At 50.8% G+C, this 25,827-nt stretch carries 22 protein-coding genes; 17 read left to right on the forward strand and 5 right to left on the reverse strand.

From position 1 onward, the window contains the following. Positions 1-127 precede the first annotated feature (127 nt). The 7 genes from ACJJIW_RS16235 to ACJJIW_RS16265 all read left to right on the forward strand — a co-directional run bounded on the left by ACJJIW_RS16235 (position 128) and on the right by ACJJIW_RS16265 (position 8,051). Entirely contained in the window at positions 128-2,470 is a 2,343-nt protein-coding gene (locus ACJJIW_RS16235; protein ID WP_444935718.1) for a DNA translocase FtsK, read from the forward strand. Positions 2,471-2,563: 93 nt separating this feature from the next. After that, positions 2,564-3,175, forward strand: coding sequence for an outer membrane lipoprotein periplasmic chaperone LolA (gene lolA / locus ACJJIW_RS16240; protein WP_282933069.1), 612 nt, complete (start codon positions 2,564-2,566; stop codon positions 3,173-3,175). Then, on the forward strand, positions 3,168-4,511 hold the full coding sequence (locus ACJJIW_RS16245; protein WP_413662219.1) for a replication-associated recombination protein A: 1,344 nt from the start codon (positions 3,168-3,170) through the stop codon (positions 4,509-4,511). The genes lolA and ACJJIW_RS16245 overlap by 8 nt, the downstream gene beginning before the upstream one ends. Before the next feature lie 19 nt (positions 4,512-4,530). Then, entirely contained in the window at positions 4,531-4,905 is a 375-nt protein-coding gene (gene crcB, locus ACJJIW_RS16250; RefSeq protein ID WP_444935719.1) for a fluoride efflux transporter CrcB, read from the forward strand. A gap of 47 nt (positions 4,906-4,952) precedes the next feature. After that, a complete protein-coding gene (gene serS, locus ACJJIW_RS16255; RefSeq protein WP_282933066.1) occupies positions 4,953-6,236 on the forward strand; it encodes a serine--tRNA ligase in 1,284 nt (427 codons plus the stop codon). A 92-nt stretch (positions 6,237-6,328) separates the two neighbouring features. Next, positions 6,329-7,723: a siroheme synthase CysG gene (cysG, locus tag ACJJIW_RS16260; protein ID WP_444935720.1), complete on the forward strand. Its 1,395-nt coding sequence runs from the start codon at positions 6,329-6,331 to the stop codon at positions 7,721-7,723. 64 nt (positions 7,724-7,787) lie between these two features. Beyond that, positions 7,788-8,051, forward strand: a complete 264-nt coding sequence (locus tag ACJJIW_RS16265; protein ID WP_444908100.1) for a hypothetical protein — start codon at positions 7,788-7,790, stop codon at positions 8,049-8,051. A gap of 22 nt (positions 8,052-8,073) precedes the next feature. Here ACJJIW_RS16265 and ACJJIW_RS16270 read toward each other — a convergent pair whose 3' ends face one another. Next, the gene (locus ACJJIW_RS16270) at positions 8,074-10,431 is read right to left on the reverse strand and encodes a penicillin acylase family protein (protein ID WP_444935721.1); all 2,358 of its coding nucleotides are present in this window, start codon (positions 10,429-10,431) and stop codon (positions 8,074-8,076) included. A gap of 295 nt (positions 10,432-10,726) precedes the next feature. Here ACJJIW_RS16270 and ACJJIW_RS16275 point away from each other — a divergent pair, with 295 nt between their 5' ends. The 4 genes from ACJJIW_RS16275 to ACJJIW_RS16290 all read left to right on the forward strand — a co-directional run bounded on the left by ACJJIW_RS16275 (position 10,727) and on the right by ACJJIW_RS16290 (position 16,386). Continuing rightward, complete coding sequence (locus ACJJIW_RS16275) at positions 10,727-13,276, forward strand: TonB-dependent receptor (protein WP_444935722.1); 2,550 nt, start codon at positions 10,727-10,729, stop codon at positions 13,274-13,276. A 362-nt stretch (positions 13,277-13,638) separates the two neighbouring features. Next, positions 13,639-14,943, forward strand: coding sequence for an ergothioneine biosynthesis protein EgtB (gene egtB, locus ACJJIW_RS16280; RefSeq protein WP_444935723.1), 1,305 nt, complete (start codon positions 13,639-13,641; stop codon positions 14,941-14,943). Positions 14,944-14,945: 2 nt separating this feature from the next. Beyond that, entirely contained in the window at positions 14,946-15,914 is a 969-nt protein-coding gene (egtD, locus tag ACJJIW_RS16285; RefSeq protein WP_282933059.1) for an L-histidine N(alpha)-methyltransferase, read from the forward strand. A 187-nt stretch (positions 15,915-16,101) separates the two neighbouring features. Then, complete coding sequence (locus ACJJIW_RS16290) at positions 16,102-16,386, forward strand: DUF411 domain-containing protein (protein WP_444935724.1); 285 nt, start codon at positions 16,102-16,104, stop codon at positions 16,384-16,386. An 8-nt stretch (positions 16,387-16,394) separates the two neighbouring features. Here ACJJIW_RS16290 and ACJJIW_RS16295 read toward each other — a convergent pair whose 3' ends face one another. Then, entirely contained in the window at positions 16,395-17,642 is a 1,248-nt protein-coding gene (locus ACJJIW_RS16295; RefSeq protein WP_444935725.1) for an ArsB/NhaD family transporter, read from the reverse strand. Between the two features lie 76 nt (positions 17,643-17,718). On the opposite strand from ACJJIW_RS16295, the gene ACJJIW_RS16300 reads away from it, so the two are divergent. Continuing rightward, on the forward strand, positions 17,719-18,972 hold the full coding sequence (locus ACJJIW_RS16300) for an MFS transporter (RefSeq protein ID WP_444935726.1): 1,254 nt from the start codon (positions 17,719-17,721) through the stop codon (positions 18,970-18,972). 34 nt (positions 18,973-19,006) lie between these two features. Next, complete coding sequence (locus tag ACJJIW_RS16305) at positions 19,007-19,999, forward strand: hydrolase (protein WP_444935727.1); 993 nt, start codon at positions 19,007-19,009, stop codon at positions 19,997-19,999. A 25-nt stretch (positions 20,000-20,024) separates the two neighbouring features. Here ACJJIW_RS16305 and ACJJIW_RS16310 read toward each other — a convergent pair whose 3' ends face one another. Next, positions 20,025-21,071 carry a methyltransferase domain-containing protein gene (locus ACJJIW_RS16310; protein ID WP_444935728.1) on the reverse strand — a complete coding sequence of 349 codons (1,047 nt, stop codon included), beginning with the start codon at positions 21,069-21,071 and terminating at the stop codon, positions 20,025-20,027. Between the two features lie 402 nt (positions 21,072-21,473). On the opposite strand from ACJJIW_RS16310, the gene ACJJIW_RS16315 reads away from it, so the two are divergent. Both ACJJIW_RS16315 and ACJJIW_RS16320 read left to right on the forward strand, forming a co-directional pair. Next, a complete protein-coding gene (locus tag ACJJIW_RS16315; RefSeq protein ID WP_282933052.1) occupies positions 21,474-22,091 on the forward strand; it encodes an RNA polymerase factor sigma-70 in 618 nt (205 codons plus the stop codon). Positions 22,092-22,093: 2 nt separating this feature from the next. Beyond that, positions 22,094-22,297: a zf-HC2 domain-containing protein gene (locus tag ACJJIW_RS16320; RefSeq protein ID WP_444935729.1), complete on the forward strand. Its 204-nt coding sequence runs from the start codon at positions 22,094-22,096 to the stop codon at positions 22,295-22,297. 39 nt (positions 22,298-22,336) lie between these two features. Here the strand turns inward: ACJJIW_RS16320 and ACJJIW_RS16325 are convergent, their stop codons facing one another. Together ACJJIW_RS16325 and ACJJIW_RS16330 are read right to left on the reverse strand one after the other, a co-directional pair. Further along, a complete protein-coding gene (locus ACJJIW_RS16325) occupies positions 22,337-22,825 on the reverse strand; it encodes a hypothetical protein (protein ID WP_413662207.1) in 489 nt (162 codons plus the stop codon). Continuing rightward, a complete protein-coding gene (locus tag ACJJIW_RS16330; RefSeq protein WP_444935730.1) occupies positions 22,822-23,754 on the reverse strand; it encodes a DUF2092 domain-containing protein in 933 nt (310 codons plus the stop codon). Before ACJJIW_RS16330 ends, ACJJIW_RS16325 begins: the two co-directional genes overlap by 4 nt. 222 nt (positions 23,755-23,976) lie before the next feature. Between ACJJIW_RS16330 and ACJJIW_RS16335 the strand changes: the two genes are divergently transcribed. Together ACJJIW_RS16335 and ACJJIW_RS16340 are read left to right on the forward strand one after the other, a co-directional pair. Then, complete coding sequence (locus ACJJIW_RS16335; protein ID WP_444913965.1) at positions 23,977-24,369, forward strand: hypothetical protein; 393 nt, start codon at positions 23,977-23,979, stop codon at positions 24,367-24,369. Between the two features lie 84 nt (positions 24,370-24,453). Continuing rightward, a complete protein-coding gene (locus tag ACJJIW_RS16340; protein WP_444935731.1) occupies positions 24,454-25,824 on the forward strand; it encodes a TolC family protein in 1,371 nt (456 codons plus the stop codon). Positions 25,825-25,827: the final 3 nt, after the last annotated feature.

Raw genomic sequence — 25,827 nt, forward strand, 5'->3', positions numbered from 1 at the left:
CCTGATTGATTTGCTTTCTTCTGTAAGCAATACAGAATTTTGTCAGGCGGCATGGGGATTCAGGTCCCAGGTAGACACCGCCAAGTTCATGTGGACATAAAAAGTACAGCATTATTGAGGTAAGCCATTGAAGGCCGAAAGCGCAACTGAAAAAAGCCCTGCAGAGAGCAATGCATTGCCAGACTCATTGATCGCCCGACTCGTTCGCGAGGGGGCCCTGATCAGTTTGCTGGCTGGTGCCCTGTTGCTCGCCATTAGCCTGTTAAGCTTTAGCGCAGAAGATCCGGGCTGGTCGCAAACTGGCAGTACCCAACAAGTGCACAATGCCATTGGGCCAGCCGGTGCTTGGCTGGCAGATGTGTGTTTGTCTTTGCTCGGATGGATGGCTTACCTGTTCCCCTTGCTGATTGGTCTGCGGGCCTATCACATTCTTCGCGATCGCAATGCCCGCTTCCATTTGCCGCTATTTGCTTTGAGAATATTTGGCCTGCTGCTTGTTCTTGTCAGCGGGGCGGCAATGGCGACTCTATGTTTTGATCCCGCAGAAAACCCTTTGCCGTTTACCAATGGAGGCATCATCGGCAGCGCGATGGCGTCTGCCCTGGGTTCTAGCCTCGGCTATGTAGGGGCAACCATTTTACTGCTGGCGATATTTGCTATCGGTGTCACTATTTTTACGGGGTTGTCGTGGCTCAAATTGGCAGAGGCAATTGGAAAGAATGTGCTCGGTTTTTTTGCCTTGCTGGGCAGTTTCTATCAACGCTGGCGGCAAAAGCGCAACGAGCGGAGGGTGGCCAGAGAGGCGATTGTCGTGCGCAAGGCCGCTGTGGAGGAAGAGAAGCAGCGAGTTGCCAAACGAATTCCCCCGAAGATTGAGCCCGCAGCCCCCAAGCCGAAGCAGAGTCCTCGGGCAGCAAAGGAAAAACAGCGAGAGCTTTTCAAAAGTGGCCCGGTTACTGGAGCCCTGCCGCCGCTGGGTCTTCTCGATCCAGCAGATCAAAACAAGAAGGCCGGCTTCTCCCGGGAATCCCTGGAAGCGCTGTCGCGCCTGCTGGAACTTAAGCTGAAAGACTTCGGTGTTGTTGCCGAAGTGGTATCTGTTCTGCCGGGGCCGGTAGTAACCCGCTTTGAAATTCAGCCAGCTCCCGGCGTAAAGGTGAGCAAGATTTCCAATCTGGCAAAAGACCTGGCGCGCTCACTGGCGGTGATCAGTGTGCGTGTGGTTGAGGTAATCCCAGGCAAGTCGGTTGTGGGTATTGAAATCCCTAACGAAAATCGACAGATGGTGCGCCTCAGTGAAGTGCTGTCGGCAGATGTCTACGATAATGCCAAATCGCCGCTGACTCTGGCGCTCGGTCACGATATTTCCGGTCAGCCGGTGGTGGCCGATCTGGCCAAAATGCCTCACTTGCTGGTAGCGGGTACCACCGGTTCGGGTAAATCTGTGGGTATCAACGTTATGTTGTTGAGCCTGCTGTACAAATCGACGCCCGATGAGGTCCGCCTGATTCTGGTGGACCCAAAAATGCTGGAGCTCTCGGTGTACGAGGGCATTCCACATTTGTTGACCCCGGTCATCACCGATATGAACGATGCCGCCAATGGTTTGCGGTGGTGTGTTGGAGAAATGGAACGCCGCTACAAGTTGATGGCGGCAATGGGGGTGAGAAACCTCGCAGGCTTTAACCGCAAAGTGAAAGAAGCGGAAGAGGCCGGGGAGCCGCTGATCGATCCTATCTGGCAGCCAGATCCCGCCTCCAGCGTGCCGGAAGATGAACAAACCGCACCGGCTTTGAAAGCACTGCCTGCCATTGTTGTCGTGATTGATGAATTTGCCGACATGATGATGATTGTCGGTAAAAAGGTCGAACAACTGATCGCGCGAATCGCACAAAAAGCCCGTGCAGCTGGGATCCACTTACTGCTTGCAACCCAGCGTCCGTCGGTGGATGTTATTACCGGCTTGATTAAAGCTAACGTACCTACTCGAATCGGTTTCCAGGTTTCGTCCAAGGTGGACTCCCGCACAATCCTCGACCAGGGCGGCGCGGAGCAGCTGCTCGGTCATGGTGACATGTTGTACTTACCGCCTGGAAGTGGTGTTCCCGTTCGTGTCCACGGCGCTTTTGTCGACGATCACGAAGTGCATAAAGTTGTCGCCGATTGGGGCCGTCGCGGTGAGCCTGATTATATCGATGGTATTGTCGACGATAGTAATAACAGTATTCCCGTGCCTGGATTACAGTCTGAAGGCGGTGAGGATGAAGACCCTGAAGCCGATGCGCTCTACGACGAAGCCGTAGCTTTCGTCACTAAATCCCGCAAGGCGTCAATTTCCTCTGTGCAGCGTCAGCTGCGGATTGGTTACAATCGCGCGGCTCGAATTATTGACGCCATGGAGGCTGCTGGGGTGATATCTGCGGCGGGCCACAACGGCAATCGAGAGGTGCTGGCACCGCCGCCAGCCTGATAGGAGTTTGGCCCTTGGAGCAGTGGCGGGTTAAGCCACTGTTCACTTAGTCGGGGTTAATCTTTAAGGAAATCAATACGTTGGGACTCCACTATGAAAAGAATTCTGCAGGGTCTGCTGCTTTCAATCAGTGTTACCGCCAGCGCGGCCTGGGCTGATGCCACCGATGACCTGAGCGATTTACTCAAGCCGTTGGAGGCGATTTCGGGTAATTTCAAACAGACATTGATCGACGAGCGCGGTGAGGTCACACAGAAGAGCAATGGTAGCTTTTCTGTGCAGCGCCCGGGCAAATTGCGCTGGAAAACCGGTGAGCCTTACCCCCAGTTACTGGTGACAAACAACAAGACGCTCTGGCTGTACGATCCGGATCTGGAGCAGGTGACAGTTCGCCCAGTGGATGCCCGTATTAAGGATACCCCAGCCCTATTGCTGGGGGGCAAAGTAGAGGAAATTCGGGGCTCGTTTAATGTGAGCCAGAAAGAAGGGGTTTATCACCTGACCCCCAAGAACCCCTCGGCCCCTTTTAAAGCCATGGAAATTCGATTTGCCAAAAATGGCTTGCCGTCGGCAATGACCGTGCGCGATGGTATGGGACAAACCACTGAAATTCAGTTCAGTGGTATGGAGGCGAATCCAAAACTATCCGCTTCTATATTTGATTTTAAGCCCCCGGCCGGTACTGACATTATTAAAGATGAGTGATCTGTTCGATACTCCCAAAACCCACCAACCCCTCGCGGCCCGTATGCGACCGAATTCCCTGGCCCACTATGTGGGCCAGTCGCATTTATTGGGGGAGGGCAAACCTCTGCGGGAGGCCGTAGAGCGCGGCCAGCTGCACTCTATGATTTTGTGGGGCCCTCCCGGTGTGGGTAAAACCACTTTTGCGCGGTTGCTAGCAGAAGAGTGCGATGCTCGATTTGCCACACTGTCTGCGGTACTCGCCGGAGTGAAAGATATTCGTCAGGCGGTGGCCGAAGCTGAGCAGCACCGGATACAGTCGGGCCGACACACTATTTTATTTGTCGATGAAGTGCATCGATTTAATAAGGCTCAGCAGGATGCCTTCCTTCCCTACGTGGAGGAGGGCACTGTGACTTTTGTCGGGGCGACTACGGAGAACCCGGCTTTTGAGTTGAACAATGCGCTCCTGTCCCGGTGTCGGGTCTATCTTTTGCGCAGTATTCCCGAAGAGGAGTTGTTGGGGTTGCTGCGCTACGCCCTGCAAACCGACCAGCAATTGCGCGAGCGGAGCGTCAACATTCCCGAAGAAGTGTTGGGTAAGATTGCCCGGGCTGCCGATGGGGATGCCCGCAGTGCTTTGAACTTGCTGGAAGTGGCCTGCGATCTGGCCAAAGAGGAGGCTGGGCGACTGATTGTCGATGAAGACGTGCTCGCCGAGGTGCTCAGTGCCGATGTTCGCCGTTTTGATAAAGGCGGCGATTATTTTTACGATCAAATTTCCGCCATGCATAAATCAGTGCGGGGGTCTGACCCGGATGCGGCGCTCTACTGGTTTGTGCGGATGCTGGATGGAGGCTGCGATCCGTTATATATCGCTCGCCGTGTCGTACGTATGGCCAGTGAAGATATCGGCAATGCGGACCCGAGGGCTTTGCAGTTGTCGCTGAATGCCTGGGATGTGCAGGAGCGCTTGGGGAGCCCCGAGGGCGAGCTGGCAATTGCCCAAGCCATTACTTACCTGGCGGTTGCGGCAAAAAGCAATGCAGTTTACTCCGCTTACAATCGTGCCGTGGCGGATGTTCGTCGCGAGCCCAGTTACGAAGTGCCAGTGCATTTGCGCAATGCCCCTACCAAACTGGCAAAAAGCCTGTCCCACGGTGCGGAGTATCGCTACGCCCACGACGAACCCGATGCTTTTGCTGCGGGAGAGAATTACTTCCCCGAAGAGATTGCTGAGCGCGAGTACTACCAGCCGGTTCCCCGAGGGCTGGAGTTAAAAATTTCAGAAAAATTGCAGACTCTGCGCCGACTGAATCGCGAGAGTGACAGGCAGCGTTACAGAAACTCTAAATAGATAGAAAGGAAGCAGCTAAATGCAGTGGCTGGCAGTCGCCCTGGGCGGCGCACTTGGGGCAGTTCTTCGCCACCTGGTGAGTATCTGGAGCTTTCCGGTATTTGAGGGTCGGTTTCCGCTAGGAACCATCATTGTCAATTTAACAGGCTCTTTTTTGATCGGTATTGTTTATGTACTGATCGCTCACCGCGCCATGTTGGGGGAGGAATGGCGTCTACTGTTGATGACCGGCATGTTTGGCGCACTGACAACCTTTTCCACTTTCTCCCTCGAAAGCCTGATACTGTGGCACAATGGCCAGCCGCTGGTGGCCATTGGCTATATTGTCGGCAGCCTTGTTGGTTGTTTGTTGGCCACCGCTGCTGCTGTCGCTTTGGCGACACGGTATTTTTAATTTAACTTCTCTGTTGTAGGAGCCTGATAACAGGCGAACTGGAAACGATGCTCGATCCCAAACTGATTCGCACGGATATGGACCAGGTGGCCGCTGCCCTGAAAAAGCGCGGTGTAGAACTGGATACTGCCAAACTTGAAGCCCTTGAAGAACGCCGCAAAGAATTGCAGGTGCGCACCGAGAGTTTGCAAAACGAGCGCAATAGCAAGTCGAAAAATATCGGCCGTGCCAAGGCGAATGGTGAAGATATTGCTCCGCTTTTGAAAGAAGTGGAGTCCCTCGGTGGTGAGTTGCAAGATGCCAAACATGCACTGACAGAATTGCAGGGAGAGTTGGATGCAATCTTGTCTGCGATTCCCAACTTGCCGGATGCCTCAGTGCCTGAAGGCGAGAGTGAAGACGATAATGTAGAGGTTCGCCGCTGGGGCCAGCCGCGTACTTTTGACTTTGAAGTTAAAGACCACGTAGACCTGGGCACACACCTTGGTGGCCTCGACTTCGAGATGGCAGTGAAGCTCACCGGCTCCCGCTTTGCGGTAATGAGCGGTGATGTTGCGCGTCTGCATCGCGCGTTGGCACAGTTTATGCTGGATACTCACACCGAAGAGCATGGTTACCAGGAAACCAATGTGCCGGTTGTTGTGAATGCTGATTCCCTGTACGGCACTTCCCAGCTGCCTAAATTTGAGGAAGACCTGTTTAAGCTCGAGGATGATCGTGGTTTCTACCTGATCCCGACTGCGGAAGTGCCCCTCACCAATATGTATCGCGATCATATTGTTGAAGACAGTGCTAGCCTGCCGCATAAATTGGTTGCTCACACTACCTGCTTCCGTTCTGAAGCTGGCTCTCACGGCCGCGACACTCGTGGCATGATTCGCCAGCACCAGTTTGAAAAGGTAGAACTGGTTTGGGTGGCGCGTCCGGATCAGTCTGAAGAGGCATTGGAAACCCTGACGCAAAATGCTGAGACCATTTTGCAGAAGCTGAACCTGCCATACCGCACAGTGATTCTCTGCGGTGGCGATATCGGTTTCTCTGCTCGAAAGACATACGATATTGAAGTTTGGATTCCGTCCCAGGATAAGTACCGCGAGATATCCTCTTGCTCCCTGGTAGGTGACTTCCAGGCGCGCCGAATGAAGGCACGCTGGCGCAACCCGGAAACCAATAAGCCCGAATTGGTGCATACACTGAATGGCTCCGGCCTTGCCGTGGGTCGTACCCTCATCGCTGTTCTGGAAAATTACCAGCGCGAGGATGGCAGTATTGAGGTGCCGGAAGTATTGCGGCCCTATATGCGAGGCCAGGAAGTGATCTCAGCTTCCTGAGCGTAGCACTCCAAAAGGGCGAGCGTAGAGTTCGCCCTTTTTTATTTGTAGTAATGAGTTTCACTTTGCCCGCTATTTGATGGAATAAGAAGTTGCGTTATTTACCCCTCGCATTTGATGTCAAAGATCATCCCTGTTTGATTGTTGGAGGCGGCTCCATTGCCACCCGTAAAGCTCGCTTATTGCACAAAGCGGGTGCACGGATATTGGTGGTATCCCCGGAAATTACCGATGAGCTTCAGCAAATGGTGACTGATTCTGGTGGGGAATGGTTTCATTCAGTTTATTCGAGCGAGTATTTACAGAAAGCGGGGCTGGTCGTTGCTGCATCTGATAGTGAGTCCGTGAATGCACAGGTTTCAGCCGATGCCCAGGCTCAGCGCCTACCTGTCAATGCGGTGGACGCGCCAGAGTTGTGCACGTTTACTTTCCCGGCCATTGTGGAGCGGGGAGATCTATCGATCGGTATCAGTAGTGGCGGCGCGGCTCCAGTACTGGCGCGCAGAATCAGGGCTCAGTTCGAAGCTCTGCTATCGCCGGGTCTGGGACCGCTGGTGACTTTGGCGGCGCGAATGCGCGATAGGGTTAAGGCAGCGTTGCCAGAGTCTCGCCGCAAGAATTTTTGGGAGTGGGTTTTTGCCGGCCCCGTTGCCAACCGCATGGAGGCCGGGCAACCAGCAGATGCCGAGCAGGCGCTGGTGGATGCGCTTCAAGACTGGCAGGGGAGCCCGAATCCGGTGGGTGAGGTTTACCTGGTGGGTGGAGGTCCGGGAGATCCAGACCTGCTGACTTTTCGCGCACTGCGCTTGATGCAGCAGGCAGATGTGGTGCTCTACGATCGGCTGGTTTCACCGGAAGTGATGGAGTTGGTGCGCCGGGATGCAGAGCGGATCTATGTGGGTAAGCGCAAGGCTTTCCACGCGGTGCCACAGGACGATATCAATCAGCTGTTGGTAGATCTGGCCAGCCAAGGTAAAAAGGTTTTGCGGCTTAAGGGAGGCGATCCCTTTATTTTTGGTCGAGGCGGTGAGGAAATAGACAAGTTGTCAGAGGCGGGGATCCCCTTTCAGGTAGTGCCGGGAATCACTGCCGCCTCTGGTTGCGCCAGTTATGCCGGTATCCCACTGACTCACCGGGATCACGCTCAATCTGTGCGCTTTATTACCGGACACCTGAAAGAGGGGGAGTTGGACCTCCCTTGGCAAGAACTTGCGGGCCCAGCACAAACCCTGGTTTTCTATATGGGGCTTACGGGGTTACAAACTATTTGTGCTGAATTGATTAAACACGGGCTCGATGCGAATACGCCGGCTGCCTTGGTTGAAAAGGGCACTACGCGAGACCAACGAGTAGTTGTCGGTGACTTGAGCAGCTTGCCGGCCCTTGCTGAAAACAGTGAAGTTCGAGCGCCAACACTCACCATCATTGGTGGGGTAGTGAGCTTGCATGAAAAGCTTCAGTGGTATCAGCCAAATCGAGAGGATTAAGGCAGGCACCCAATGACGCCGAGAGTACCTATACTGAAAAGGTACTCTCAGAGTGGTGTTCAATATGCTGCTTGCATTTATTCGCTTTTATTGCACCAATGCTGTGCGCTTTTTTCTCCCACCGGTCCGTGAAATAGCAATTCCTGCACAGCTAGACAGTCACACCCGGCGCTACACCTACCACTACCAGCAAAAGAAGAGCTGGGTGAGAAATCTCTGGATTACATCGGCGGCATTGATGTTGTGCTTTCCCGTGCTGCCTTTCGTTGTGAGTCTTGCCTTCTTCACCACGTTTCTGTCTTTCGCAATTCTCGATGAGACTGCTTGACTTTAGCGTCCCTGCGGTACCTCTAATTTAACGTGAGTCGGTAGCGAGGCTCGCGTTCAACAAATGATGAAGCGTTTCCCTTTACCCAATCCTGATGGCCGTTACCGAAAAATGGTGAGAGTGGATGGGCACTTTGACCTGTTGCCATATGGAAAATACCGTCTGCATCCCGACCCGGTGAAACCACTAAGCGCTGGGATGCGCCATGAGTGGGAGACTGGAAGCGGGGCATATGGGTATCTCCTGCGAGAGGCTCCGCAGGCATTGCCAGGAACCAGTTCAGCGGTGGTATTGCTTTGCCCAGTGGATGCTGGATCTTTGCCGTGTTTTCAGCACCCCAGGATTGACGCTTAAGGGGCTGATTGCTGCGGTTCATTTTTTCCAGTACTTGATCCAGGGCGGCGAGCTTTATCGCGTTCCAGGATTCAAAATCCGGGTTGAGAAGCTGTTTTGGCTCTTGCTGAGCCATTTCCCAAAGTGGGTATTCAAATTGGCGTTTGAGTTGGCCGAAAGAAAACTTGGGCTGATAGCGGCGCATGTAAGTCAAAATGGGCGCAGTCGTAAGCTCCATCAACTTCAGGCGATAGTTGCGAACGATGCGATAGCCTACGGAGTCGATGGCGGCTCGGCCTCCCCAATTTTGAATCTGTATATATACCTCGCGGTAGTCTTTCTGATCTTCAAGTAAGGTGAGGAGGTGTTGCTGCCACCGCTCGAGAAATACTGCCTGATCGTCGAGTTGGATATTTAAAAGGTCCTGCTCATTGAATTTCTCTTGAGCGAAAAGCCGTTCGCGAATTTGTTGCTGACGTGCGCCGAGCGCATAGCCGTGGTTGCCCATGAGTTTGAGATAGTCCCCATCAACGATACGAGCGTTGGCACTCCAGATTCGGCCGGACTCCGGGTTATACAGGCGGGGGTGCTCCTGGGGGCTTAAATAGCCGTCCCAATAGGCACTACCATCTGCCCAGCTGACTGATCGACTGCCATCAAACCCGACTCGCTTGGGAATAGCGCCAGCCACAGTCCAACCAATATTGCCGTCACTATCGCCAACCACTAGGTTTTGATGAGGGATGCCTATGGTGGGGCCAAGCTCCAGAGCTTCTTCGGCGGTGCGAACAACTTCCATATCAATCAAGTTCATATTGCCGCCCAGAGTGTCGTGAGCAACCCAGCGGAATGCGAGAGGAACGCCATCGTGGTTTGTACCGATAACGGGACCCCAGATAGTTGTGCGAACTTCTATGGTTTTTGGGTCGCTGCCTTTGACGGCAATAGATTCTGTTTCATAGGCAAAATTCCTCCAGCCTTCAGGCGTTTTATATTGATTGCCGTCTTCGCTGAGTTCCAGTGGAATCAGGTCACTCCAGTCGCCACCGGTGTTGGTAAATCCCCAGGCAACTAATTCGTTGCTTCCGGCAACCATAATTGGGCCGCCTGGAAGGGTTACGCCACGAACAAATCGGTTGGTGCCTGGTATGCTCCAGCCTGCTCGGAACCAGATATTGGGAACACTCAGCCCGAGGTGCATATCGTTGGCAAGAATGGCTCCACCGTGCGCTGTTAAATTACCGCCGACCACCCAGTTATTACTGCCGTAAATCTTGTCATCACTCTCCATCGCCTGATAAACGATAGTGTCCTGTTCATCTAAAAGTGCAGAAATCGGTGTTTCTGGGAGGCTGACCTTTTCTCGTGCTTCGCCAAATAGTGGTGCGTCCCATCGCCCGCCTTGGGGAAAATAGAAAGCGTAGAGATCTGCTGGAATCAATTCGGCTAAAGCGGTGTCGCGAAGTTCATAACTACCGCGTTCACTTTGTAGCGTCAGGTACATGCTGTAGATCGTTAACAGGCTGTCGGCAGAATTCCAGGGGCGCGGTTCCTGACCCAATAACAAATACTCCCAGGGTTTTGCGGGAAGCTGGTTGAGGCCAAAATTAATACCGTTGATATATTGATCCAGAAGGGCCTTTTGTTCCGCCGGCATCGCAGCAATGTTTCGCTCTGCTCGCTGGCGAAATTGATGTAAACGTACCTTTTGATCGTGTTTTATAGTGGATGGGCCCAGTAATTCTGATAATTCCCCAGCAGAACTTCTCCGCAACAGATCCATTTGGAAAAAACGTTCCTGCGCGTGTAAAAAGCCCAATGCGAAGGACGAACTGTTTCGGTTTTCAGAATGAATTAATGGCACTCCCTGTGAATCGCGCTCGATAATAACCGGGTCTTTTAATTCACCCGTGGTAATGGTTCCATCGAGAATAGGCAAGCTCTGTCGGAGCCAGATCCAGGAACCCATTAAAAATAAAATGATCAGCCCCAATGCGCTGATAATAAGTACTGACATATACCGCTTGAGAAATGGAAATTTTGTCATTGTGATTGCCGCTAAATCTCTGGGTTTAAGTCGGTAGCACAGTTTTGTGCATTTTTAATTTCACTTGCAAAGTTACCAAGGGATACAGGGAGTAACTTTTAGTGACAAAGCCCAAGCCTTGAATTCTCAGATTTTCCTGCCATTCGCTGCTATCTATCGAAGAACTGACTGGTCACAAGAAAAAAGTCATCGCAGGGTTTTCAATACGAAAACGCAACCGTAAGATGGCGTGCAATAACAAAAACAACAACAAATCGAAAACATCAGGCTGTATAACAATAAACGCGAGGACGCGATGATGCACGATGTTGGTAGAGATGTAACAAACCGTAGATTCAACCTTTCCATTCTTTCTGGAACCATTGCATTCCTCACTGCTGTTGGCTCTCACGTTCACGCTGCAGAAATTGAGGAGGTTGTGGTTACGGCGCAGAAACGGGCAGAAAACCTGCAAGACGTACCTATCGCGATTTCCGCCTTCACTGGAGAAAATATAAAGGAAGCCGGTGTCAAAAATCTGACTGACTTGGGGAAATATACGCCGGGCGTGGAAATGCACAACGATACCGCCCTGCAACCAACGTACAGTATTCGCGGCGTGCAAACTAATGATTGGACTATAGGCTCTGATCCCGCTGTGGCAGTTTATGTAGATGGCGTCTATACCGGTCGCAGTGCGGGTGCTGAGATACCGCTTACCGATATTGAGAGGGTTGAAGTCCTTAAAGGGCCGCAGGGTACGCTATTCGGCCGTAATGCCACCGGTGGTGCGATTCACATTATCACCACCAAACCGCAGGCGGATGATTCTACGGAATTAAACCTGACAGCCGGTAATTATGGGCGCCAGTCATCGGATCTCCTGGTAAATCGCCAGATTAGTGACAATCTGTATGGGCGCTTTTCAGCGTCGACAAATCGCCGCGATCCATATGCCGATAATTTAGCAAATGGCTTCTCTGTGGGGGACCAGGATACTCAGACCTATCGCGCCTCTCTGCTGTGGGAGCCGGCGACGGATACCGAGGTGCTGTGGCGCGCCAATTACGGGATTATGGATCAAGGCAGCGCTTTGCGAACAACCATAGTGCCCAGCCTCAAAGATGAAACGGATGTTTTTGGCGACTACGCCCTGGATACCCCGACCATTGAGGATCGTGATTCCTTCGGCACATCACTGACAATTACCAAAGATTTCGATAATTTCACTTTTACTTCGATTACTGCCTACAGCGAATTCGATGCCCACCTGCAGCAGGATGAGGATGGTACTGCCAACCCGGACTATATGTTTGGGTCAGCTAATACTGATGATCAAAGCCAATTTTCTCAAGAATTCCGTATCAATGGTGCTACAGATACCATCAAATGGACTCTGGGAGCTTCTTACTCCGAAGAAGAGGTGGATCACACCACTTATGCCAATTTCACTACCGGATCGGTGGAATCCTTCGCCGTTTATGAAGGGGTAAAGGCTGCCTATCCGGACCTGACCCAAACCGAGCAAGAAGACTTAGCGGTTATCACCCGTGCGCAGCTACAGCAGGCGGGGTTGGAGGGAATTGCCAGCGCTTCCTTTGTCTATGACCTGATGCTGCAAACAGGCCAGGTAGATGCATTACTCGCTCAGTTAGGGGCCACTGGAATAACCGGCGATATGCTCTATGCGGAAGATGTAGTTGGACAGATGATGGCGGGCTTCAATCCCTGGATAGCTTCGGATGCACATTGGGGGGAGAGCGTTCGCAACACAGGTGATTACCGTTCCAGTGCTATTTACGGTGACATGACCTGGAGCCTTACTGATAAGTTGGACCTGACTGTTGGTGCTCGTTATACCTACGATCAAAAAGATTTCACCATCCAGACGGCTTATGGCAACAGTATCCCACTGTCCCTGTCCGGCGGAGATGTGCGCTTGGTTGACGGAGATGGCAACGTAATCGGCACTGTAACCCTGCCTGAAGTCGACTTGGGGTCCCAGTTGTTTGGCATTGTGTTTTTCAACAATGGCCAGCCGGTTTTGGACTCCAAATTGAGTGATAGCTGGAGCGACCTTTCCGGTCGTATAGTGCTGGATTACCGCTGGAACGACGATGTGATGACCTATGTCTCCCTGGCGGATGGTTTTAAAGCCGGTGGATTCAATAGTCTTAACTTTGGTCCCGGGGTTGAGTCATCTTTCGATCAGGAAGATGTCGTTAACCTGGAGGTTGGTCTTAAGAGCAGTCTGTTCGACAACCGGGTACGCTTGAATACCTCTATTTACACCTACGAATACAACAATTTGCAGGAACTGGATCTGGTGGGTACTCCTATTCCCAGTTATAACCTGCGGAATTCGGATGCAGAGGGTACTGGGGCGGAGATCGAAGTACAGTGGGCAGTAACAGAGAGCTTGTTTATTGCCGGTAATTACTCCTACCTGGATACAGAGTTTACTGACTACCAGATCATCGAAGCCATTGGTGAGACTGAAGAGGACTCGAAAGTAGGCCAGTCTCGGGTATCAACGCCAGAGAATAAATTCAACCTAATGGCTGAATACACAGTGGACCTTGCATCTGGCGGGGAGTTTATTTTCCGTGGCGATTATAACTGGACAGATGAGCGAATTGGTTCGATTACTGACCGGACACGTATCGTGGAAGACTATCAGTTATTCAACCTGCGGGCAGCCTGGAACAGCCCTTCAGATAGTTATTCTTTAGCGCTCTGGATACAAAATTTGACGGATGAAGAAATCGCTGGCGGCTATGGTGGTACCGGCGCAGCCATTGGTGCCAGTCCCGCTTGGCGCTTTATGCCGAGAATGTACGGTGCGGATTTAACTGTCCGATTTTAATTAACCCATGGGTTAATACGGCACAGGGATGTGCTGTTGTCGACCTTGGGAAGGCATTTAAAGGCCACTGGGGCATTGTGGGATTATTTAGAGCTCCTTATTTCGGCAGTAGCCTATAAAAAACGTTTAGATTGTGAAAATTGCGTCTAAATTTTGAAAGAAATAGTACATAAAACAATTTTTGCTCTATTTTATTAAGTTATTCCTGTCAGCATGACGAGAGAGTGGGCCGGTTTATCCGGCCCTTTTTTTTATTGATTCTTCAAGAGAAAAATAAACTGGCGCATATACCCTTCTGTTGAATAGCTACCCTCTAGGTTTACACCTAAAACTGCGTATGATGATTTCAATAGAGAAGAAATGTGTCGCAGTTGATTACTAATATGGCAATACACGTCGGTGAAGTAACTTTAGAGGAAGTACAACATCAACTTCTCAGTGATTACCAGAAAGTTCGTGCAGAGACAGAGAACCTCGCGTTGCCGTTATCCCCGGAGGATATGCAGCTACAGTCTATGCCAGATGCCAGCCCTACCAAATGGCATTTAGCACATACGAGCTGGTTCTTTGAGACCTTTATCCTTGCCAACCGGTTGCGGGGATATCAAACGTTTAACCCACACTTCAACCACCTGTTCAACTCTTACTACAACAGTTTGGGTACCCCCTTTGCACGCCCTAACAGGGGGCTAATTTCACGTCCTGATAGTGCCCAGGTTTATGAATATCGAAAATTCATCGATGACTCCATGCACCGGTTGCTCTGTGAGTACCCGATTCCTGAAAATTTGGCCGCGTTGGTCCAGCTGGGCTTGAATCATGAGCAGCAGCACCAGGAATTGATATTGACCGATATCAAGCATGCCCTATCAACTAATCCCATGGCACCAGCTTACCGGGATATATTTCCTGAAGATGAAGACGGGGCACTGGAACCGCTACGCTGGTTGAGTATACCCAAGGACTTCTATGGGATTGGGAGTAATGGGGACGCTTTCTGCTTTGATAATGAAGGACCTGAGCATCAACAGTTTATCGATGAGTTTGTTATTGCCTCCCGACTGGTTACCAATGGCGAGTACCTTGAATTTATAGAGGATGGTGGCTATGAACAGCATCGACTGTGGCTTTCGGATGGTTGGTTGTATTTGCAGAACAACCAGCAAAAGCATCCATTCTATTGGCGGCTGAATGGCGATGGTTGGCATCAGTACTCCCTCTATGGATTGCTACCCTTAAATCCAGCTGAGCCTGTCTGTCATCTTTCTTTTTATGAGGCAGATGCTTTCGCAACCTGGGCTGGAAAACGATTGCCTACCGAATTTGAATGGGAGGCAGCTGCTTGTCATTTACGTCAGCCGAATCAGATGGCATCAGCTAATTTCCTGGAAAAACGCCACTTCAGGCCGTTGCAGGCGCAGCGAGGACAAACGCAGTTCTTAGGGGATTTGTGGGAGTGGACTTCCAGTGCTTACTTGCCTTATCGGGGCTTCAGAGCCCGGGAGGATGCAGTAGGGGAGTACAACGGAAAGTTTATGTGTAACCAAAAGGTTCTTCGCGGTGGATCTTTTGCAACCCCGGCTGACCATATCCGGATCAGTTACCGCAACTTCTTTTATCCACATCAGTCGTGGCAATTTACCGGTATCCGTTTGGCAGGAGACTAAATGTGAAAGCAGCCGTATCATCAATGCAGGAAAGTTCACAACAAGACCATGAATTTCTCAATGATGTGTTACGGGGGTTGGCCGGAGATCAGAAAACACTACCGTGTAAATACCTATACGACGAACTTGGTTCTCAGTTATTCGAGAAAATATGTGATGTAGACGATTATTATTTAACCCGTACTGAGGCTAAGATATTCAATCAGTATCTACCGGATATTGCTGAGGAAATTGGCCCAGGGGCACTACTGGTGGAGCCCGGTGCAGGCAACTGCGAAAAAGTAGAGGGCTTACTGCATCTTTTAAAAAGCCCTAGCGGATACTATCCCATCGATATTTCCCCGGAGATTCTCTATCTGGCGGGGCAACGAATTAAAAAAGGCTTACCTCATATTTCTATCTGGCCGGAAGTGGGTGACTTTACTCAAGCCGAAGTATGGGACAATCTGTCAAATATTGAGTCAAAAAAACGTGTGGTGTTTTTTCCTGGTTCGACAATTGGAAACTTTGAGCCGGATAGGGCGGAGCAATTGCTGGAGACGTTTGCGGCGAATTTGAGAGCGGGAGACGGCCTGCTTATCGGAACTGATTTAGTTAAAGATTCCGTTGTGCTGGAGAGGGCGTATCACGATAGTGAGCATATTACGGAGCAGTTTAACAAGAACCTCCTGCAACGAATTAACAGTGAGTTGGGAGGCAACTTTGATTTGTCATCTTTCTCTCATCGCGCCTTCTATCAGCCATTGCGACAGCGCGTAGAAATGCATTTAGTTAGCCTTCGGGATCAGAGAGTCGCAATCGCTGGGGAACAAATCGTCTTTTTGGAAGGAGAGACTATTCATACCGAGAATAGCCATAAATATAAAGTGAGTAGTTTTAATACCCTGTTGATGAAAGGCGGCTTTAAGCCTGTTCGCCACTGGACTGATTCCTCTGAATCTTATGCTATTCACTATGCCCAGGCTATCTAGGGAATGTCTTCTCCTCTCACTGGTGATATTGGTCGTACCAGCAAGTTTTGCTGTTACGGAGGAAAAAAAACAGTGGGATGCCGATAGTTTTATTGTGTATAAACACCCGCTTTGCTTCTGTTGTAACAAGTGGGTGGATTATCTACGGGGTAACGACATTGCTGTATCTACCAGTTCTGAGCTGAATATGGCAAAAATTCGGCAGCGATGGGGGGTTCCTCGGGGGATGGAGGGTTGCCATACGGCGGTGTGGCACAACAAATATGTTTTTGAAGGCCATGTTCCGGTCAAACATATCCTGCAATTTATTTCCTCTCCTCCAGAGAATGGAATTGGTCTGTTAGTACCCGGGATGCCAGTTGGCAGCCCAGGGATGGAAGTGGATGGAAAGTTTGAACCTTACAATATTTATTTGCTGCTGGAAGGGGGAGACTACCGCCCCCTTGTCCGAGTCGAGAAGCCCCAGAGTTAGCTCCTTTTTTAGGTCTGTAGCGAGCTGTACCAAATAATATAGAGATAACTCGCTGCCACACTGATAACACTTACCGGCAACATCAATAAAAAGAATTGCCAGAAGTTAAATGGTTGCACACCAAATTTTTCCGCCTGCTGCAGCACTATTACATTGCTGGCTGCGCTGATGATAAAGAGGTTACCAGCAACTGTAGATATGGCTGATAGCATCATAAGTGTTTGGGTGTCGTGTTCATGTAGCAGATTCAGGTAGATTTCCACTACGGGAACATTGGAAAACAATTGACTGGCAAAAAAACTGGCAAAAGTTACGGTTTCAGGTTTAGCCAGATTAATCCCGCTTTCGTGCAGAAAAAACTGTAGTGATCCGGACTTGAGTAGTGAGCCGGTCACAATAAACATGGAAATAAAGAAAAAGAGGGTGGGCCAGTCTACTTCTCTCAGTATTCTTCTTCTTTCATGACTCGCCAGATAAATGGGTGAGCAGGCGACCAAGCCTATTTGACCCAAGGTTGGGTGGTAAATACCTTCTACGTTATGAAGTACACTGCCTAATGCTATTAGAATAACCAGAAGGGCTGCCGACAATAGAGGTGGCCATTTTTGTGCTATCTCATTGTCCTCTCGTGGCTGAATGCCTACATTGTGACTGGGTTCGTCAACTTTAAGAAACCTTTTTAACCAAAGAATCGACAGCAGCATGGTGATTGCTGCCGGGATAAAGATCCACTCGGCAAATACCAGAAACATATTGTCAAACCGCCCTGCGTTGGCAATCAAGATATTCTGTGGGTTGCCGACTGGGGAGATCATGCTTCCGATCGTTACTGTGGCGCAAAGTAAAATAAGTAGGGGTACAACACCCCAGTTCATATCCCTAGCCATCAATAGAGCGATGGGTACACCAATCACTGCTGCAGCATCATTGGTGAGAAGGGCGGCGCAGACGGCCATGATCAGGACATAGCTTGCCAGTATGGTATTGGGGTTTTTTCGGGAGAGTATTCGCTTGCTGATTTGCGCTGAAATCCCTGTGTCGTATAGAGCGGATGCAATCGAAAATACAGAGAATAAGTAGAGGATTAAATCCCAATCTACAGCAAAGAATGCGTCTTTAAGTGTGATTTGCCTCAAGGCCAAAAGTGCTACTGCGCCAAGGGTCATGATGTGCCAGATACGAACGGCAGACGGTAGCCATTGGCGCGCGGCTATTAGGATAAAGATGATCGCCGAGACGGTTAAGCTGATAGACATCTATCGTTATCCGAGTGTCGCTAGTCCCAACTGCTACTCTGGTTTTCAGCATTGCTATTTTCTGAGGCTCTATTCAGTGCAGCGGAGTGCCAACAAGGCCGTTCATAAGAGTTTAAACAAACCTCTTCTCTTTACGAATTTCTTTGCTGGAGATGTGGTTGCGGGGTTGGGGCCATATCTGGCGATCTACCTGCTCTCTGCCATGCACTGGAAGCCGGGAGATATTGGGGTTGTCCTGGCAATTGGCGGGGTAACCACTGTACTGCTGCAGACACCTGCTGGCGCATTTATCGATAGTACTCGCTTCAAGAGAGGGCTTATTGCCACTTGCGGGATCATTATCGGTATTGTTTCTATCACTATTGTGGAATTTACCAGCCACAAGCCATTGATTTATCTCTCCCAGATTTTGATGGGAGGCGCAATTGCCTTCGTGGCTCCTTCTATTGCGGCAATCACACTCGGGGTTACCAGCGATAAAAACTTTACCTATCAAACCAGTGCCAACCAGGCCTCCAATCATGCGGGCAATGTCTTTGCTGCTGGACTTGCAGCGATTCTTGCCCTGACTATTTCCGGGCAGGGGGTGTTCTGGTTGATGGCGGTTATGGGTGCCCTTATGGCGATCTCGGTAGCCTTTATTCCGGGAAAATCTATCGATCATATCCGTGCTCGGGGCGGAGAGCACAAGGATCTAGAGGGCAAAGCGCAGCCGTCAGGCTTTAAGTCACTGCTGTCTGACCGGCGCCTGGTCGCTTTGGCTGTCAGCGTGTTTCTATTCCACTTTGGCAATGCCGCGATGTTGCCCTTGGTGAGTCAGAAACTGTCGATTAACTCGAATGCCGATATAGCTATTGCCTTTACATCAGCTTGTATCATCGCCGCCCAGTTTATGATGATGCTGATGTCCTTTCTGTGTGCGGCCAAAGCGGATACCTGGGGGCGCAAGCTAATCTTCCTTATCGGTTTTTTTATCAATCCGGTACGGGCGCTGTTGTTCATGTCTACGGACAATCCGTACTTCCTGGTAGCAATTCAATCCCTGGATGGCGTGGCTAATGGTATATTTGGCGTCATTATTATTTTAATGTGTGCCGACCTGACACGTGGTACGGGCCGTTTCAATGTTACTCAGGGCGCTATGGCTGCCTTGGTGGGAATTGGTTCGGCATGTAGTAATTTTTCTGCGGAATATATTGTTCAGTATTTTGGCTATGGCGTTGCTTTTCTTACTTTGGGAGCTATTGCTCTGATCGCCGGTACATTTTTTCTGATTTTTGTCCCAGAAACGAAAGGGGCAACAATCCCTAAACCATCAGCAGGAAACTGATAGCCCCGGTTGTTTCGACTATTGATAGAAATCTATGGTTAATTCTTTTTCTCCAGCCCCAGGCCTTGGTAATCGACATATCCAGACCGTATTCAGTCGTTTTCACCGCGCCACCCCCTGGATTGAGACAGATTGCCGCTGGTACGAAACGCCTGATGGCGACCGCCTTTCTTTGCATTTTCCCAGGCCGCTACGCAATGATCCCGATTATCCCCTGGTATTGATACTTCACGGTTTGGGAGGTTCGGTTGAATCGCCCTATGTGCAGGGGCTGATGGAAACTCTTCTGGCATACCATTACCAGGTCGCTGTAATGCATTTTCGAGGTTGTGGTGGTGTGCCTAACAAGTTGCCGAGGGCCTATCACAGCGGTGACACTGAGGATCCTCGCTGGCTGGTTAGTGAACTTAAGAAGCAGTTTCCATTAATGACGATTGCCGTGGTTGGCTTCTCATTGGGCGGAAATGTTGTCCTGAAAATGTTAGGTGAGGATGGCGGCTGCGGGCAGGCAGCCGCTGGGATTGCTGTTTCGGCGCCAATGGACCTCCATGCCTGTAGTCGCTACATCAACACTGGTATATCCCACCTTTATGAGCGCCACCTGATTAGCGGGCTTCGTTTGAGCCTGCTTCATAAGGCTAAAGACCCACAGCTGGCAGCGGCCTTACCCGATCTCAATTGCAGTGGAGACTTTGTCGATTTCCGGCATTTCGACAGTGCTTTCACTGCGCCGTTACATGGTTTTCGTGATGTGGATGAGTATTACACCCAGGCATCCAGTAAGCCTTTACTTAAAGATATTCGCACGCCGACTTTGATTATCAACGCTGTTGATGATCCTTTCATTTGCCCATCAGCGATCCCTGTAAACAGCGAAGTCAGCTCTGCTGTCGATCTGGCGGTGAGTGATCGAGGGGGGCATGTAGGGTTTATAGATGGGACGGCATGGAGCCCCAGCTATTGGTTGGAGAAAAAGATACCTTACTTTTTGGGGGCGGTAGTTGGGATTCCAAAGGGAGCCCGTTAGGGGGCTCCCATTTCCAGGGTCAGGGTTAACAGCACTGGGTACTCGATTGATCCGCTTCGGGAGTGCCGCTGGCAAATGGCATTTCCTTGCCGCAGCCGGGAAACAGGCCAAAGTGCCGCGAAAAATCGCCAATAAACTCGAAGTGGGGTGCGAGACGGGTTTCTGCGAGCATTCTCCAAGTATTCCCGCACACAGGGAATATTCGTCCGGTTTCAATAATGTGGTGTCCATCGAGAGTGAATTGATCGGCAGAGCCTGGCAGTGTGCCTTTATAAATCACGGCTTGGCCGTAATCTTCACAGTCTTTTTCCAATTGCGATAATTTGAATAAGCGGTAAGTGGCGGAAAAAAATCGAATTGAACCACAGCGCTGGGCCAGGGTTGGGTTGGTGATAAGTAATGGCCGACTCTCCACCAGGCGTGGATCGCGGAAGCCGCTGCCCTGAGCAATTTCCAGGAAGTCATTCCAGTAGAGTGCGCCCCCAAGACACTCGCCGAATAGTTCGGGATCAGAGCTAATTGCGGGGGGAATGCGACGGTCGGCATAGACATCGGAGAAGTAAAATTCTCCCCCTTGTTTCAGCAGCCGGAACAAGCCTTTGAGTACAGCATCTTTGTCTGTGGAGAGGTTAACCACACAATTGGAAATGATCACATCAAAGCTTTCAGGCTCTAATTCCAGTTCCTCCAGCTTTTCGATGTAGCCGTGCAGGAAGCGGACATTGTCATAGCCAAACTTGTCGGCGTGATGGGCTTGGTGCTGCCTGGCCACAGCCAACTGCTCTTCCGTCATATCGACACCTACTACTTCACCTTTTGGGCCTACCAGCTGGGAGAGCAAGTAAATATCCCGGCCTGAGCCACAGCCAAGATCCAGTACCCGGCAACCTTCCAAAAGTGGAGGGCAGACAAGTCCGCAGCCGTAATAGCGGGATAGGACATCAGGGTGAATATTGGACAGTAATGGTTTTAGCCACTCTGGCATATCGCTGGGATCACAACAGGCATTGGTCTTCAGGTCCGAAGAGTTCTTTAGTTGGCGTCCGTAGTAGTCCTGTACTAAATCGTGCATTGGCTCTTTACCTATTGCGGGGGTTAACCAAAAAGGCGCAGTTGCGCTGATATTGGCGCATTTTGTATTTTTGCTGAGGAAGTGTAACAAGTCTGCGGTTCTTGCGACTAAAAACCAGAGAAATCACGAAAGAGTTGAGGAGTTATAAGTTCTTCTGTCAAAGGTTTCTGCTTTCGAAACTGATACAAAGCCCTATACTGGCATGATATTTAACTTATTCTGGCTCGAGGGGCGGGGCAAAGCAGAAAAGTCTCAATTGGCACAAAAATACCAGCATGATGCACTGGATATTTCAGAATCCGCAAAATTGCCTTTTGGCGCCAGTGGGAATTGGTTTGTAGAGAATCGCATTATTTTCGTTAATATCGACTCTCTCCGCTTCGATATTATGAGGGAACGTAATTGAGCGATCACCTAGCTCCCAGTGCTTCGACAGAGTCCGCCGAGGATTCTTTACAGAATTCGCAGTTCTTGGTGGATTTGCGCCAGCAGATGCTGCGTTTTGCCAGTTTGCAGTTGCAGGATACACAGCTGGCTGAGGATGCTGTTCAGGAAGCGTTGATGGGTGCCCTAAAGAACTCGCGCAGCTTTTCCGGTCGCTCGGCTTTGAAGACCTGGGTCTTCGCCATTCTCAAGAACAAGATTGCCGATATATTGCGACAGAGACAGCGCTTCGTGGATGCGGATCAATTGGTTCGTGGGGATAGGGAAGAATATGATCACGATGAGCTGTTTGATCAGACAGGGCACTGGCAGAAGGATGAAAAGCCCAAACGCTGGGCTGATCCTGAGTCGGCAATTCATGATAAGCATTTCTGGCGAATCTTCGAGGCCTGTCTCAGCCATCTTCCCTCGCGCCAAGCGCAGATCTTTATGATGAGGGAATTTATTGAGCTGGAAAGTCATGAGATCTGTGCTGCCATGGAGATTACCGTTAGCAACTTAAATGTCACATTGCACAGGGCGCGCCTTCGCTTGCGCGAGTGCCTGGAAGATAACTGGTTTGGTGTGGAGAAGTGACAATGATGAAGACCTGCCGGGAAGCCACAAGGCTGATGTCTGAGTCCCAGGAGAGGGACCTGCTCATTTCCGAGAAGGCGAGCCTGAAGTTACATTTGGCGGTTTGTGCACCTTGCCGCAATTTCGGCAAGCAGATAAAGACCCTCAGGCATATCACCAAATCCTATGCTCAGGGTGGCCCCGAGAAAGCTGACAACGAAAAATAGCATTTCGAACTTGGGGCCACTTATCCAATATTGGCGTTCCTAGCGGGGAGGGCGAACCGGGCGGTAGGCGATATGGCCACCGACAAAGTGCGGTTCATACCAGTAGGACCCGCAGTGCTCATAGGTAACGTTACCAACAGTTACTGCAACACAGCTGCGAGGCAACGTATATAACCACCCGCCGACACCTACGGCTGCTGCCGTACCCCAAAATGCTGGTCCCGGGTAGGGCCAGTAGTGGGGGCGCCAAGGGGGCGGTGGGTAGGGTGGATGATGGGGGTGAAATGGGGGGTGATTGGGAAAGCGCCTTGCAAACTCCCCCGGGGCATAGCCACCGTGGAAGCCTCCACCCATCGGACGCATCCCATTAAAATGTCCCCCAATATTGAAATGAGCCCCACCACCACCAAACCGACCAAAGGCTTCGGCTGAGGGACTGGCCAATGCAGTCAGTAGTGCCCCCGTGACCAGGGCAGGCACAACCAGTTGTGCAAGGAAACCCGTCTTTTGACCGTTGCGATGCATCATGGTGTGGCCTCCTTATTGGGTTCCGCCTTCTTAAACTGAATTTGCTTGAGCTTGTCGGTGGAAGGGGTAAATTGCCCGGCGGCACCAGGTTTGGCTTCCATCCATTTCAAGGTGGCAATAAAGCGCGGCTTGGCGGGGTCGCGGGTATTCACTGTTGAAATACGCAGGGGTAGGGGCTTGTCACCAGCCTTGATCCAGATTTCCCAGTCCAGGTTTTCAGAGCGAAATGCCCAGTGCTCGGTTTTTTGGCCGTCAACCATAGGCCGGTTTACCAGAAAGCCTTCTTTGATACCGGACCAAACATTTTCCTTCCTTCCCCATTCGAGGAGGTCGGCAAAAGGAATCTCAATGCCGTAATCCTTGGCGGCTTTGGTTAAAACTTCCGCTGTAGGCTGGGGTGCTTCCATTTCTGCGAAGTAACCATCGCGGGGAGCAATCACGGTGAACTTGTCGCCATTGTGAATAAACTGACGGGTAATAGAATCTGTTTTCAGGTCTACGCGCAGTTGCTTCGGTGGCATTGCCATATATTTGACGGTACCGCCAATCAGGAGCTTTTCCTGATTTTCCAGAACGACCTCAGTGAATATATCGGCGTTAAACATCATCATTTTGAGACTGGCGAGGTAGTCACCCATTCTTTTCAAGGTTGCCATCGCCTTGGGGTCTAGGGGCTCGTTTGATTCCATGGCCCCCATTTGGCCTTGAGGAGGTTTTCCTTGCTGCATTTGCCCTGGCGGCTGGGGGGTATTGCTGTCATCGGTCGATTGAGTGGGGTGCCCTGGTGGCGGGGTTTGGCCTTGGGAGCCAGTGCTATCGGGTTGCGGGGGTGGAGTCGGGTTTTGAGCGACAATCGCAGGGGCTAATGCCACCGTCGCTGCAAGAATCAGCGCCCTAGCCAAGCCACCAAAGGGTTGAAAAGCAAGCATTTACCGGTACCTCCCAATACATAGCCATAGTTGTGGCATCTGAATCAGTGTAGAGGAGAACCTTCGCGCCTGCTGTTGCGTAAAAACGAGTATTGAAACGAGACTGGCTATCCAGAATTGCTGGTCAATAAGCTGTTGTTTTACAAAACTTTTGCCGTATTCAATTGAGGCTCTGGGTTATGTTTGCTAGAGTCGATCCATTATTGATACTAGCCTGCTCCTATGAATGTGGTTCGTCTGTCATTTTTACTGATTGCGCTGCTGATTTTCCAGACAGCTGGCGCCTTCTATGACAGTCATGATGAGCTAGAAGATATCACCATCCACTTCTCTTCAAATCATACAGATCAACTCCCGGGGGTAGCTCCTACTGACGAGCCTGATGGGGGTTCCGTCACTTTCTCGCTGCCTTCCTCCGGTGAAGAGCAATCTACACCGACGTTGGATTTCTGTAATCACTGTTGCCATTGTCACGGAATTAATGCAACCGGGCTTTTGGGGCAGTCTTATCAACCTCTTCTTCGGGGCACTATCAGTTACAGTGACACAATCAGTGCAGCTGTGCCCTCAGGTTATTTTTCTCCACTTTTACGCCCACCTATAACCCAAGTCTGATTAGTTAAATACTGCGTGTGCCGCTATAGAAGTATGTAGCTTTTGCCCACGCATGCTGATCGAGTTGTGACTTGGGAGAATTCCATGGATTTTAATTACACGCTCTTTAGGGGCGTGGTGGGTCGTGCAGCCGCTAAATTCTTGCTGGCGACCACTTTGAGTTTATCTGCGCAAACTGTTTTTGCGCAGAAAGGGGAGCTATTAACACTGCCAGAGGCAATACAGAGAACGCTGGCACAAAACCCCCAAATTGCAGTTTTTCCTTTCCAGCAATGGGCTTTGGATGGTGCTGAGTTCACCGCAAAACAGCGTCCTGCTTGGGATTTTGGCTTTGAAGCTGAGTATGCAACCTACGACGATGGCTCATCAGGTAATGGCCCTCCCGGGCCTCCAGGCCCCCCGGGTCCTCCAAGTGACGACGATGATGGCGATGATGAGTATACCGAGCTTGAACTGACCGCCTCACTGTCGTCAGTTATTGAGTTGGGTGGAAAACGTGAAGCTCGTATTGATGTAGTTAATGCCCAACGGGATCTCTTGATTGCTGATGAGCAGGCGACTGCGTTAGATGTCTTGGCCGAGGTAGTTCGAGCCTATGCCCAGGTACTTGCTGCCGCGGAGTTGCTTGCTCTTGAAGCAGAAAAAGTTTCACTGGCCAAAGAAACGCTGAAAGTGGTGACTACGAGGGTGAATGCCGCAGCTTCGCCAGTGGCTGAACGCATGCGGGCAGAATCCGCGTTGGCTAAAGCCATTTTGGCTGCTGAGGCGCAGGAGAGAATGCTGACGTACTACAAGTACGTATTGTCTGCACTTTGGGGGCAGCCGACGCAAGACTTCACTGTTGATTCCAGCGTGTTGTTTCGTTTTGAGCCAGGTGCGAGTTTCGAGGTGTTGTACGAAAGAGCTCAGGAAAACCCTGCCATTGCTCGATTTGCTTCGGAAGAGCGATTACGTACATCGCAACTGCACTTGGCACAGGCGAAGTCGAAGCCGGATATCGGTTGGTATGCCGGTTACCGTATCGACCGCGAATATGATGAGAATGCGGTGGTGGCGGGTATTAACGTGCCTCTTTTCACCGGTCGACGCAACCGGGGTCGGGAAATCTCTGCGATGGCTGAGTTGGAGCAGGTTCAGTTAGAGAGAGAGGCGGCGCTTCTAAAACTCTACCCCCAACTTTTCCTGGCGGTGACAAGCCGGGAACAAGCCCTGGCTACCGTCGATGAAATGGAAAACACCGTAATCCCTATGCTGCGCGAGGGGCTCTCCGAAGTGGGTCGGGCTTATCGCCGTGGTCGCTATTCCTATGTTGAATTAATTTCTGCCCGCGAGGAGTTGCTCGATGCCGAGCGCTCCCGAATTGTTGCGGCGCGATCTGTCCATTTATATGGCGCGGAAATTGAGAGATTAACTGCCCGACCTTTAGGGGCTGTAGCTGCTGATAGCAGCAAATGAATT

The sequence above is a fragment of the Microbulbifer maximicatervae (SeqCode) genome (assembly GCF_052467815.1).